The organism is Chromobacterium sp. IRSSSOUMB001, from assembly GCF_023507765.1.
Classification (GTDB): Bacteria; Pseudomonadota; Gammaproteobacteria; order Burkholderiales; family Chromobacteriaceae; genus Chromobacterium; species Chromobacterium haemolyticum.
In genome coordinates this window covers 147669-159736 of sequence record NZ_JALCYU010000006.1, presented here as the reverse complement: position 1 = coordinate 159736, position 12068 = coordinate 147669, and the positions used below count along the sequence as shown (strand labels likewise).

Below are 12068 nucleotides of genomic sequence, written 5' to 3'. Positions count from 1 at the left end.
CGTTCAAACAAAAAACGCCCCGGTTTCCGGGGCGTTTTGAATGAAGACGACAAGCTCTCAGATCACGTAATCCTGACCTTCCTGTTTGGCGAACACCGACAGCTTCTTCGGCGTCACGTACAGGCTGTCGCCGGGCAAGACGCCCAACTCGCGGTAACGCTCCTTGCTCACCGCCGCCTCTATGCTCCGGCCGTCGGCCTGCACCAGTTCCACCCTCACGATGGGCCCCACCGCGTGGATATGCTCCACCGTGCCCTGCGCCAGCGCGCCGTCGGCCTGGCGCGACAGGTCCAAGTCGTGCGGGCGCACATAGGCCACCGCCTCGTCGCCGCTGGCTAGGCTCAGCCCTTCCAGCGCATGGGCGTAGCCGCCAATCTGCAATTGCCCGCGCTCGATGCGGCCGTGGAACAGGTTCACATCGCCCAGGAACTGGGTGACAAAGGGGGTGGCCGGGTTTTCGTAGATGTCGTCTGGACGGCCCACTTGCTCGATGTGGCCGTGGTCCATCACCACTACCCGGTCCGACACTTCCAGCGCCTCTTCCTGATCGTGAGTGACGAACACGCTGGTGATGTGCATATCGTTGTGCAGGTCGCGCAGCCAACGGCGCAAGTCCTTGCGCACCTTGGCGTCCAGCGCGCCGAAGGGTTCGTCCAGCAGCAGCACCTTGGGCTCCACCGCCAGCGAACGCGCCAGGGCGATGCGCTGACGCTGGCCGCCGGACAGCTGGCCGGGATAGGCGTCCGCCAGCCAGTCCAGCTGCACCATTTTCAGCAGCTGCATTACTTTGTCGCGGATTTCGTCTTTGCCAGGCCGGCTCTTGCGCGGCTTGACGCTGAGGCCGAAGGCCACGTTGTCGAACACCGTCATGTGGCGGAACAACGCGTAATGCTGGAACACGAAGCCCACTTCGCGCTCGGCCACGTGGGTGTGGGTGGCGTCGGCGCCGGCAAACAGCACTTGCCCGGCGTCCGGCTGTTCCAGGCCGGCGATGATGCGCAGCAAGGTGGTCTTGCCGCAGCCGGACGGCCCCAGCAGCGCCAGCAGTTCGCCGGCCTCCACGTTGAGGCTGACATTGTCCAGCGCGACGAAGTCGCCGAACTGTTTGCGGATATTGCGGATTTCTATGCTCATGCGGGCTGGTCCTTAGCTATGGCGCGGCCGGCGGCGGCCAGGCGAGCGGCCGCGCTGCGTTCCGCGGCGGCGTCGCTCTGTCGCGCCATCCGCCACTCCACCAGGCTCTTGACGCCCAGGGTGACCAGGGCGAGGAAGGCCAAGAGCGAAGCGCAGGCGAAGGCGCCGACGAAGTTGTACTCGTTGTACAGGATTTCTACATGCAGCGGAATGGTGTTGGTCTGGCCGCGGATATGGCCGGAAACCACGCTCACCGCGCCGAATTCCCCCATCGCGCGGGCATTGGTCAGGATCACGCCGTAGAGCAGGCCCCATTTGACATTGGGGAGGGTGACGCGCCAAAAGGTTTGCCATCCAGACGCGCCCAACACCAGCGCCGCCTGCTCCTCGTCCGCGCCTTGCGCCTGCATCAGCGGAATCAGTTCGCGGGCCACGAAGGGGAAGGTGACGAAGACGGTGGCCAACACGATGCCGGGGACGGCGAAGATCACTTGCAGGCCATGCTGTTGCAGCCAGCCGCCCAGCGCGGTGTTGACGCCGAACAAGAGCACGTACATCAGGCCGGCCACCACCGGCGACACCGCGAACGGCAGGTCGATCAGCGTGGTCAGGAAACTCTTGCCGCGGAATTCAAAACGAGCAATGGCCCAGGCCGCCGCTACGCCGAACACCAGGTTCAGCGGCACGGCGATGACGGCGGCGATCAAGGTCAGCTTGATCGCCGCCAGCGCGTCCGGCTCGGTCAGCGCTGCCAGGTACAGGTCCCAACCTTTGCGGAAAGCTTCCCAGAACACCGCCAACAGCGGCACCAACAGGAACAGGAACAAAAAGACCAAGGCCAGGCCGGTCAACAGATAGCGCACCAGGCGCGATTCAGTGGTCAGGCTTTGCATATCATTTACCCGCGCCGTGGCGGCGCGCGGCCCACCATTGGATGAGGTTGATGGCGAAAAGAATCAGGAAGGAGATGGCCAGCATCACCAGCGCCACCGCTACCGCGCCGTGCTGGTCGAACTGGTCCAGCTTGGCGGCGATGATCAGCGGGGCGATTTCCGACACCATGGGGATATTGCCGGCGATGAAGATCACCGAGCCGTATTCGCCGGTGGCGCGAGCGAAGGCCATCGCGCCGCCGGTGATCAAGGCCGGCAGCGCCGCCGGGAAGATCACGCGCCGGAAGATGTCCCAGCGCCCGGCGCCCAGGCAGGTGGCGGCTTCTTCCAGTTCGCGCTCCAGGTCTTCCAACACCGGCTGCACCGTGCGCACCACAAAGGGCAGGCCGATGAAGGTCAACGCCACGATGATGCCCAGCGGGGTGAACGACACTTTCAGGCCCAGCGGCTCCAGGTATTGGCCTATCCAGCCGTTGGGCGCGTACAGCGTGGTCAGCGCGATGCCAGCCACGGCGGTGGGCAGCGCGAACGGCAGGTCCACCAACGCGTCAATCAGCCGTTTGCCGGGAAAGCGGTAACGCACCAGCACCCAGGCCACCAGAAAGCCGAACAGCAGATTGATCAGCGCGGCGATGCCGGCGGAGACGAAGGACAGGCGGATGGCGGCGACCACGCGCTCATGGGCCACCGCATCGACGAAGGCCGCCCAGCCCATGCCGTGCGCGGACCACAGCAGCGCGGCGAAGGGCAACAGCACGATCAGGCCCAGCCAGAACAGGGTAATGCCGAAGGACAGGCCGAAGCCGGGCAGCACCGAGTGGCGCTTATTGATCAGATTAAAGCCGCTGGCCGCCATCATGCGCTCATTTCTTGCTGAAGATCTGGTCGAAGCTGCCGCCGTCGGCGAAATGCTTCTGGTTGACCGCGGCCCAGGAGCCGAACACGCTGGCCACGGTGAAGGTCTTCACCGCCGGGAAGCGGGAGGCGAACTGCTTGGCCACCACCGGGTCTTGCGGACGCAGGTAGTTTTCCGCGGCCAGTTTCTGGCCTTCCGGGCTCCACAAGTATTGCAGATAGGCTTCCGCCTGCTTGCGGCTGCCCTTGCGGTCCACCACCTTGTCCACCACCGACACCGGGTTCTCGGCCAGCACCGACAGGCTGGGGTAAACCACTTCAAAGCCGCCGCGGCCGAATTCGCGGGCGATCATTTCCGCCTCGTTCTCGAAGGTCACCAACACATCGCCGATCTGGCGCTGCATGAAGGTAGTGGTGGCGGCGCGGCCGCCGCCGTCCAGCACAGGCACGTTCTTGAAGATTTTGCCCACCAGGTCCTGGGCCTTGGCCTCATTGCCGCCCGGCTGCTTCAAGGCATAGCCCCAGGCCGCCAGATAGCTGTAACGGCCGTTGCCGGAGGTCTTGGGGTTGGGAATGACCACTTTCAAACCCGGCTTGGCCAGGTCGCTCCAGTCGCGCACTTGCTGCGGGTTGCCCTTGCGCACCAGAAACACGATGGTGGAGGTGAACGGCACCGCGTGGTTGGGCAGCCGGCTGGCCCAGTTGGCCGGCACCAAGCCCTTGCCCGCCAGCAAGTCGATATCGGTGGCCTGGTTCATGGTGATCACATCGGCGGCCAGGCCGTTGGCCACCGCCAGCGCCTGCTTGCTGGAGCCGCCGTGCGACTGTTGCAGGGTGACGGTTTCGCCGGTCTTGGCCTTATAGGCTTTCTGGAAAGCCGGGTTGTAGTCCTTATAGAAGTCGCGCATCACGTCATAGGACACGTTGAGCAGAGTGGCGTCGGCCAGCGCGGAGCCGGTCGCGGCCAGCAACAGTGCGGCCAGGGCAAGGCGGAGCTTCATGGACAGACCTTTTCTTAATGGATGATCGGCGATGTTCCCGACTATACCCAAGGACTGTTATATCCATAAATAATATTGTGAAATACTCTTATCCCTCAATCATCTAACAAAACCAACCCGCCCCCAAGGCGTTCCCGCTCTGGCCCCCCTCCCCGCTTTGGTTTACTCTCAGAGTCAATTCTCTATTCTGGCTCTCGGAAGTTTCCACGATGAACGTCAAAGACTATATGCAACAGACGGGCAAGGCCGCCCGCAAGGCCAGCCGCGAGCTGGCCCGCGCAGACACCGCGCAGAAAAACCGCGCGCTGCTGGCGATGGCTGACGCCATCCTACGCGATCAGTCCAAGCTGTTGGACGCCAATGCTCAGGACATGGAGGCGGCGCGCAAGGCCGGCTTGGAACCGGCGCTGCTGGAGCGGCTGGCTTTGACTGAGAAAACCATCGTCGGCATGGCCGAAGGGCTACGCCAAATCGCCGCACTGCCGGACCCGGTGGGCGAGGTCAGCGAGATGGCCTACCGGCCGTCCGGCATTCAGCTAGGCAAGATGCGGGTGCCGCTGGGCGTGGTGGGCATCATTTACGAGGCGCGTCCCAACGTCACCGCCGACGCCGCCGGCCTGTGCCTGAAATCCGGCAACGCCGCTTTGCTGCGCGGCGGTTCCGAGGCCTTCCACAGCAATCAGGCTATCGCCGCCTGCGTGCACGAAGGCCTGCGCGCGGCCGGACTGCCGGCGGAAGCGGTGCAGGTGCTGGCCACCACCGACCGCGCCGCGGTAGGCGAGTTGATCACCATGCCGCAATACGTGGACGTGATCGTGCCGCGCGGCGGCAAGGGCCTGATCGCCCGCATCAGCGCCGAAGCGCGGGTGCCGGTGATCAAGCATCTGGACGGCAACTGTCATGTCTACATTGACGACACCGCCAGCCCGGACAAAGCTTTCGACATCGCTCTAAACGCCAAGACCCACCGCTACGGCACCTGCAACACCATGGAAACCCTGCTGGTGCACACCGCCTTCGCGGAATTCATCCTGCCGCGCCTGGCCGAGGCCTATTGGGAAAAAGACGTGGAGCTGCGCGGTTGTGAACGCACGCGCGCCATCCTGGGCGACAAGGTTCGGCCGGCCAGCGACGAGGACTGGGCCAGCGAATATCTGGCGCCCATTCTAGCCATCAAGGTGGTCAAAGACCTTGACGAGGCCATCGAGCATATCAATCACTGGGGCAGCCACCACACCGACGCCATCGTGTCCGAGGACTACGGGCGCACGCGCCGCTTCCTGCGCGAGGTGGACTCCGCCAGCGTGATGGTCAACGCCTCCACCCGCTTCGCCGACGGTTTCGAATACGGGCTGGGCGCGGAAATCGGCATTTCCACCGACAAGATCCACGCGCGCGGCCCAGTGGGCCTGACCGGCCTGACCAGCCAGAAATGGATCGTGCTGGGCGACGGCCAGATCCGTTCCTGATTTCGCCGCCTTGGGAGCCGGCCGCGTGGCAGGCTTCTCGCTCTGGCGGGACACACACCGCCGGCCTCGCTGCCGGCGGCGTTTTCATTGATAATCGCTGCTTTGCTTCCCTACCGGGCGATTCCATGCTGACCCTGAACCAACAAGACCTGGCCGCGCTGTCGGCCAAAGCCGCCTGTGCGCCGCGCCTGCGCGCCAACCAGAATTTCCACGCTCAACTGGAAGACCCCATCCAGCGCCTGGCCATCGCCATGGAGCCGGACACCTACGTGCGCCCGCACCGCCACGACCACAGCTGGGAAATGTTGATCGCGCTCAGCGGCGCCTTCGAGGTGATCGTGTTCGACGAGGCCGGCGTGGTGCAAGGCCGCCATCGCCTGGGCGAAGACGGCGCCAAGGTGTTCGAAATGCCGGCCAACACCTGGCATTCCGTGGTGTCGCTGCTGCCGGGCAGCGTGGTGTTTGAAGTCAAGCACGGCCCCTACCTGCCCTTGCAGCCGCAAAACCAGGCGGCCTGGTCGCCAGCCGAAGGCTCTGAGCGCGTGCCGGCGATGCTGGATTTCCTGCACCGCGCCCAAGCGGGCCAGCGCTTCGACAGCTAAGCAAATAAGCTTGCCAGCCGCCGCGCCCCTGTTTACCGTGTAGGGCATCTCTTGGGGACGGGAGGCAAACCATGTTGTGGCACTGGCTGCTGGCAAGCTTGCATCTACTGGCTTTGGGCGCCGGCCTGGCCGCGCTATGGAGCCGCGCCGGCCTGCTGCGCCAGCGGCAATTCCCCAGCCAGACCTCTCAGCTATTCCGCAGCCATCGCTGGTGGCTGCTGGCGCTGATGCTGTGGACCATCAGCGGCTTGGGCCTGCTCTCGCTAGACCCCTCCCGTCTGCAACATCCGCTTTTCATTCTCAAACTGCTGACCTTGACCCCGCTGCTGCTGCTGGAAGTCCGCGCCTCCCGCGGTCTTATGCGTTGGCAAAGTCAGCTGCGCATCCAGCGCAGCCTGGAACTGCGCGGCGCCGATTCGCTGGCGCGCAGCAGCTATTGGCAAATCTGGCTGCTGCTCGCCGTCGTCGGCGAATCCGTCGCGCTACACGGGTGAAGCCCCGTTCACGCTCGTAGACTTTGAGCCGGTTCTGGACGCTCCTCGGACCTCAAACTCCTTAACACCTGCAACTGGCCTCACTCGAACTTGCGCGCGCCTCGGCGTTTCCAATCCTGGTACGTCGTCCTTCACGCAAGTAAAAGCCATGCCCAATCTGATCGAACACTGCAAATCCCTATTGCTGCAAACCGCGCTCGGCGTCGCCCTGAGCTGCGCGGTGGTGCCGGCGCTCGCCAACCTGAACGACCCGGTCGCCACGCTGAAAGCCAAAGCGCCTCCGCCCGTCGTCGCCACCTGCCTGGACGAGCGCATGCGCAAGCTGCGCATTCCCAGCGAATACATCGAACGCGAACGCGGCAAAGACCGCGGAGAAACCGTGCGTCTGACCAATCCCGCCACTAATAAAGACGGACTGGAAATCCTCATCCGCCCGGACGGCGACGCCAGCAAGCTAACGGTGAACACCCACGGCCTTAGCTACAGCAAGGCATGGCGCAAACTGGTCAATGACTGCGCGCAACGCGGCTGACGTCTCCCCCCCTGCGGGCCTGTGGACAGTGCTGTCCGCAGCCCCGCCGCTGTGGAAAGTGTGCGCAAACTGTGCACAAATCTGTGGATAAAATAATAAAAACCCCGGCAGACGCCCGGTTTGATTGCGTCCGCTTGCCTTTCTACTTTGTGCACAACTTCTGGAACGCCGGCCGCGCTGTGTGCAATGTGGATGAAACGGGGACAACTTTGTGGATAAACCTAGCCGCCGCTGCCACCTGACAAAAATTCTCCAGCGGTTACACTGGACAGAAGATCTTTGTCCAGGAGCCCGCATGTCCAATTACCACGCCAAGTACGAACTGCACTACGCCGCCGGCAAGGCGCTGCGTCAATCCTGCTCCCGCACCCTGCAAGCGGAAAACCGGCTCAGCGCGCCGCGCGACGTGGTGGCCATGGTGGAGCAAACCTCTCAGGGGCGGGTGCAAGGCCTGATTCCGCTGCGCTACAGCCGAATGCAGGTATCGCCGTTCACCTTTTTCCGCGGCTTCGCCATGATCCAGGCCGCCGACTTGGCCGCCAACCCTTCCAGCGGCTTGAAGCTGCAGATCTGCGGCGACGCCCACCTGATGAACTACGGCTTCTTCGCCTCCCCCGAGCGGCAACTGATCTTCGACATCAACGACTTCGACGAAACCCACCACGGCCCATGGGAGTGGGATTTGAAACGGCTGGCAGTCAGCCTAGTGCTGGCCGCGCGCGGCCAGGGCTTCAGCGAAAGCCAGGCGCGGGACATGGTGAGCCGCGCCAGCGAGGTCTACCGCCGCCGCGTCAACGAGTACGCCCGCATGGGCCAATTGGAGCTGTGGTACACCAAGGTGGGCTTCGAGCAATTGCTGGAGCGCGCGCCCACCGACGCCATCCGCCAGCAAATGCTCAAGCTCTCCGACAAGGCCAGGCATCAGACCCAAGAAAAGCTGCTGCCCAAGATGACTGAGCTGGAGGACGGCACACTGCGGCTGCGCGACAACCCACCAGTGATCTTCCACCTGCACGACAAGAACACCCTGCTGGACAACGACGACAGCTGGCTGTCCACCTCCGACGCCGAGGCCTTGGTCAAGCCGATGCTGGACAACTACATCGCCACCCTGAAGGAAGACCGTCGCCAGTTGCTGGAGCGTTTCCGGCTTGTGGATTGCGCGTTCAAGGTAGTGGGCGTGGGCAGCGTGGGCACCCGCTGTCTGGTGATGCTGTTGCAGGACAATTTCGACCAACCGCTGTTCCTGCAATTGAAGGAGGCGCGCTCTTCGGTGCTGGAGCCCTACACCCAGGCCTGCGTGCATGGCCATCAGGGCAAGCGAGTCGTGTTTGGCCAACGCCTGATGCAAGCCGCCAGCGACCTGTTCCTGGGTTGGACCACCGGCCCCGCCGGCCGCCACTTCTACGTGCGCCAGCTGCGCGACATGAAGGCCGCGCCGTCGCTGGAAGCCTTCGCCACGCCGGAGGCGCTAACCGCCTACGGCCAGGCCTGCGCCTGGGCGCTGGCGCGGGCGCATTCCAAATCCGGCGGCCAAGCCGCCCAGCTGGCGGGCTATGTGGGCGACAGCGACAGGTTGGACCAGGCCATCGCCGACTACGCGCTGGCCTACGCGGATCAGGTAGAGGCCGATTACCAAGTGTTCAAGGCCGCCATCGCCAGCGGACGGCTGCAAGTCCACGACTAAAAACCCGCAACGGCGCCGCCAGCAGCGGCGCCAAGCCCACCGTATTAATACCAAACCCTTGATCTTGCTGCTTGTAATGTCATAAAACCATACTACAACAGGCGATAATCCCGGTCCTGCTCTTGCCGCCGGCAAAGGCAGTACTACCGCCCAAAATCAGACATCCACCTTCGAAAAGCGAACATCATGCGGGTCAATACCAGACTGTTCATCATCATGGCGGCCAGCCTGCTGGCTCTGCTCAGCATCGCGGCCGTGGCGCTGCTCTCCACCCGCGCCACGCTGGTCCAGGAAAAGCGCGAGCAAATCACCCACCTGCTGCGCATGGCCGAAGGCACGATGAGCCACTTCCAAAAGCTGGAAGAAAAAGGCCTGCCGCGCGCCGACGCCCAAAAACAAGCCATCGCCGCGCTCAACGCGCTCAAGGTGGATGACATCTACTTCTTCGGCCGCAATCCGCAAAACGTGGTGATGTTCCACCCCAACAAGGACCGGGTGGGCAAAGTGGACATGGGCAGCACGCTGCCGGACGGCCGCACCACGGTGGCGGTGTATGAAGAGGCGCTGCAGAAGGACCACTACGGCCTGGTGACCATCCAGACCTCGCGCAAGGGCAGCAAGGAAGAGTTTCCCAAACTCAACGGCGTGGTGCGCTTCGAGCCTTGGGGCTGGATGGTGGGCACCGGCATTTTCATCGACGACATCGACCAACTGTTCTGGAGTCAGGCGCGCACGCTGCTGATCATCGCCGCCATCGGCATGATCACGCTGGCCGGGCTGATCCTGCTGGTGTCGCGCAGCATCATGCAATCTCTGGGCGGCGACCCCAACTACGCCGCGCAGGTGGTCAAGGCCATCGCCGACGGCGACCTGGGCACCGACATCGCGGTGCAGGGCCCGCCGCACAGCCTGCTGGCGGCGATGCGCGAAATGCAGCTGAAACTACGCCAGATGATAGAAGAGATCCGCCTGGCGGCCACCAATATCAACCAGGCCAGCCGCCAGCTGTCCAGCGACATGGACAAGGTGCACGAAGTGTCCGGCGTGGCCAGCTCCTCCACCAGTTCCGCCGCCGCCGCCATTGAACAGCTGTCGGTCAGCATCGACCACGTCACCGCCAGCGCTCGCGACACCGAGTCCGGCTCGCGCGGCACCGTGGAACTGGCGCGCCAAGGCGAAGCGCTGGCCGCCCAGGCTGCCGACGGCATCCGCAATATCGCCGGCCAAGTGCATGCGGCCAGCGATATGGTGGGCAAACTAGCCGAGCGCACCCGCAACATCAGCGGCATCGCCGAGACCATACGCGATATCGCCAACCAGACTAATCTGCTGGCGCTGAACGCCGCCATCGAAGCCGCCCGCGCCGGCGAAACCGGCCGCGGCTTCGCGGTGGTGGCCGACGAGGTGCGCAAACTGGCCGAACGCACCGCCACCGCCACCGATGAAATCTCCACCATCGTGCAAGCGGTGGTTAGCGAAACCGGCAGCGTATCCAACCAGATGGACGACATCCGTCCGGCGGTGGAGGGCGGCGTTGAACAGGTGCAGCAGGCGGCCCAGACCCTGGACGCCATCAGCAAGCAAGCCAGCCAGGCGCTGGAGAACGTGCACAATGTCGTAGTGGCGATGGGCGAACAAAGCCAGGCCGGCACCAATATCGCCGGCAATGTCGAACAGGTGGCCGGCGTGGTGGAGGAAACCCAGAACTCGGTCAGCAACGCAGTGCAAGCAGTACGCGCCATCGATCAGCAGGCGGATACATTGCAGCAGACCGTGGGCCGCTTCCGCCTCTAAAAGCCTGTTTTCGATCTGCTGCGCTGCGGCTAGACCGATAGAAAAGGGCGTTGAAAACACGCTCCAAGCCTTTCCCTCCCCCAAGCCCCGGTCCGCCGGGGCTTTTTGCCGCCTTCATTCCGAGCTTGCCCTCCCGCCCCTGCCTGATGGCATAATGGCCGCAGAGCAAACGCTCCAAAAATAAAACCACGCCACGGACAGACAGACCCAAACATGCAAACAATAACGCGCAAGCGCATCGGGAGAGACTCATGTCCCAGGCCACCATCCCGGCGGACTTGGCCGAATGGCTGATTCAACAGAATGTTCGTGACGTAGAACTGGCTTTCGCCGACGTGCACGGTTTTGCCCGCGGCAAAACTCTGCCGGCCAAAGCCTTCATCAAGGGGCAACCGCTGCGCATTGCGCGGGCGGTGCCCATTCAAAGCTGCATAGGGGAGTTTCCGGACTACCGCTTCTACGGCGAGCACGATCCCGACGTCACCCTGGCGCCGGACTTCGCCACTCTGCGCCAGGTGCCTTGGGCCAAGACCCCGCGCGCCAGCGTGATCTGCGACTGCGTCGATCACGACGGCAACCTCACGCCGCTGGCGCCGCGCTCGGCGCTGAAAGCGGTGCTGGCGCGCTACGCGGCGCTAGGCTGGACGCCGGTGGTGGCGCCGGAGCTGGAGTTCTACATCTTCGCCGCCCACGGCGACCCGCAACAGCCGTTTCAACCTCCAACGCTGCGCAGCGGCCGCCGCGAAGCCGGCTTCGACTCCTTCAGCTTCTCCTCGCTCAACGATCTGGAAGCTTATTTTGACGATCTGTACCGCGCCTGCGAGATGCTGGGCATCGCCACCGACACCTTCGTCCACGAGATGGGCCCCAGCCAGTTTGAAATCAATCTCAAACACGGCGACGCGCTGGCGCTGGCCGACCAAACCTTCCTGTTCAAGACCGCGCTGAAGGAGATAGGCAACCTCCATGGCCTCAGCGTGGTGTGCATGGCCAAGCCGCTGCCGGGCCAGCCGGGCAGTTCGATGCACCTGCACCAAAGCGTTGTGGACCAGCGCGGCGACAATGTGTTCAGCCGCGCCGACGGCGAAGCCTCGGACACTTTCCACGGCTTCATCGCCGGACTGCAGCGTTATCTGCCGGAACTGATGCCCTTGTTCTGCCCCAGTCCCAACTCCTATCGCCGCTTCGTCAAGGGCATGGCCGCGCCGGTCAACCTGAGCTGGGGTCTGGACAATCGCTCGGTGGGGCTGCGGGTGCCGGTGTCCGGCCCCGAAGGCCGCCGCGTGGAAAACCGGCTGCCCGGCTGCGACGCCAACCCCTATTTGTCGCTGGCGGCCAGCCTGGGCGCCGGCCTGCTGGGCATTGAAGAACGCTTGCGGCCCAGCGAGCCCGCCACCGGCAATGTATTCAAGAGCGAACGCGCCAGCCTGCCCAACACCCTGGACGCAGCCTGCGAGGCCATGGCCGGCGGCGACGCCGCCAAGCGGCTGTTCGGCGCGGAGTTCAGCGCCGCCTATCTCGCGGTGAAGGAGGTGGAACTGAGCCACTACCATAGCCAGATTACGCCGTGGGAGCGTCAATACCTGGGCCTGCTGGCCTGAGAACCG

The 12068-nt window shown here is 63.9% G+C and carries 11 protein-coding genes; 7 read left to right on the top strand and 4 right to left on the bottom strand.

The window, feature by feature from the left end:
* Positions 1–57: 57 nt before the first annotated feature.
* Genes MOV80_RS10080 through MOV80_RS10065 form a run of 4 tightly spaced genes read right to left on the bottom strand, consistent with a single transcriptional unit; the run spans position 58 to position 3883 of the window.
* On the bottom strand, positions 58–1134 hold the full coding sequence (locus MOV80_RS10080) for a sulfate ABC transporter ATP-binding protein (RefSeq protein ID WP_019103751.1): 1077 nt from the start codon (positions 1132–1134) through the stop codon (positions 58–60).
* On the bottom strand, positions 1131–2027 hold the full coding sequence (gene cysW / locus MOV80_RS10075) for a sulfate ABC transporter permease subunit CysW (protein WP_019103752.1): 897 nt from the start codon (positions 2025–2027) through the stop codon (positions 1131–1133). The genes MOV80_RS10080 and cysW overlap by 4 nt, the downstream gene beginning before the upstream one ends.
* A 1-nt stretch (position 2028) precedes the next feature.
* Positions 2029–2859, bottom strand: a complete 831-nt coding sequence (gene cysT, locus MOV80_RS10070) for a sulfate ABC transporter permease subunit CysT (protein WP_231138319.1) — start codon at positions 2857–2859, stop codon at positions 2029–2031.
* 31 nt (positions 2860–2890) lie between these two features.
* On the bottom strand, positions 2891–3883 hold the full coding sequence (locus tag MOV80_RS10065) for a sulfate ABC transporter substrate-binding protein (RefSeq protein ID WP_019103754.1): 993 nt from the start codon (positions 3881–3883) through the stop codon (positions 2891–2893).
* Between the two features lie 209 nt (positions 3884–4092).
* Between MOV80_RS10065 and MOV80_RS10060 the strand changes: the two genes are divergently transcribed.
* The 7 genes from MOV80_RS10060 (at position 4093) to MOV80_RS10030 (ending at position 12062) form a co-directional block, all read left to right on the top strand.
* Positions 4093–5352 carry a glutamate-5-semialdehyde dehydrogenase gene (locus tag MOV80_RS10060; RefSeq protein WP_019103755.1) on the top strand — a complete coding sequence of 420 codons (1260 nt, stop codon included), beginning with the start codon at positions 4093–4095 and terminating at the stop codon, positions 5350–5352.
* Between the two features lie 125 nt (positions 5353–5477).
* Positions 5478–5954, top strand: coding sequence for a WbuC family cupin fold metalloprotein (locus MOV80_RS10055; protein ID WP_118266384.1), 477 nt, complete (start codon positions 5478–5480; stop codon positions 5952–5954).
* 71 nt (positions 5955–6025) lie between these two features.
* Positions 6026–6448, top strand: coding sequence for a DUF2214 family protein (locus tag MOV80_RS10050; RefSeq protein ID WP_019103757.1), 423 nt, complete (start codon positions 6026–6028; stop codon positions 6446–6448).
* Positions 6449–6596: 148 nt separating this feature from the next.
* Positions 6597–6980, top strand: coding sequence for a hypothetical protein (locus tag MOV80_RS10045; protein ID WP_043592362.1), 384 nt, complete (start codon positions 6597–6599; stop codon positions 6978–6980).
* A gap of 295 nt (positions 6981–7275) precedes the next feature.
* Positions 7276–8667: a DUF2252 domain-containing protein gene (locus MOV80_RS10040; RefSeq protein ID WP_019103759.1), complete on the top strand. Its 1392-nt coding sequence runs from the start codon at positions 7276–7278 to the stop codon at positions 8665–8667.
* 186 nt (positions 8668–8853) lie between these two features.
* Positions 8854–10461: a methyl-accepting chemotaxis protein gene (locus MOV80_RS10035; protein ID WP_019103760.1), complete on the top strand. Its 1608-nt coding sequence runs from the start codon at positions 8854–8856 to the stop codon at positions 10459–10461.
* A gap of 251 nt (positions 10462–10712) precedes the next feature.
* Positions 10713–12062: a glutamine synthetase family protein gene (locus MOV80_RS10030; protein ID WP_081574399.1), complete on the top strand. Its 1350-nt coding sequence runs from the start codon at positions 10713–10715 to the stop codon at positions 12060–12062.
* Positions 12063–12068 lie beyond the last annotated feature (6 nt).

Coding starts and splice junctions, on each gene's coding strand:
- MOV80_RS10080 (WP_019103751.1), bottom strand. CDS start 1,134: ATGAGCATAGAAATCCGCAATATCCGCAAACAGTTCGGCGACTTCGTC.
- cysW (WP_019103752.1), bottom strand. CDS start 2,027: ATGCAAAGCCTGACCACTGAATCGCGCCTGGTGCGCTATCTGTTGACC.
- MOV80_RS10065 (WP_019103754.1), bottom strand. CDS start 3,883: ATGAAGCTCCGCCTTGCCCTGGCCGCACTGTTGCTGGCCGCGACCGGC.
- MOV80_RS10060 (WP_019103755.1), top strand. CDS start 4,093: ATGAACGTCAAAGACTATATGCAACAGACGGGCAAGGCCGCCCGCAAG.
- MOV80_RS10055 (WP_118266384.1), top strand. CDS start 5,478: ATGCTGACCCTGAACCAACAAGACCTGGCCGCGCTGTCGGCCAAAGCC.
- MOV80_RS10050 (WP_019103757.1), top strand. CDS start 6,026: ATGTTGTGGCACTGGCTGCTGGCAAGCTTGCATCTACTGGCTTTGGGC.
- MOV80_RS10045 (WP_043592362.1), top strand. CDS start 6,597: ATGCCCAATCTGATCGAACACTGCAAATCCCTATTGCTGCAAACCGCG.
- MOV80_RS10040 (WP_019103759.1), top strand. CDS start 7,276: ATGTCCAATTACCACGCCAAGTACGAACTGCACTACGCCGCCGGCAAG.
- MOV80_RS10035 (WP_019103760.1), top strand. CDS start 8,854: ATGCGGGTCAATACCAGACTGTTCATCATCATGGCGGCCAGCCTGCTG.
- MOV80_RS10030 (WP_081574399.1), top strand. CDS start 10,713: ATGTCCCAGGCCACCATCCCGGCGGACTTGGCCGAATGGCTGATTCAA.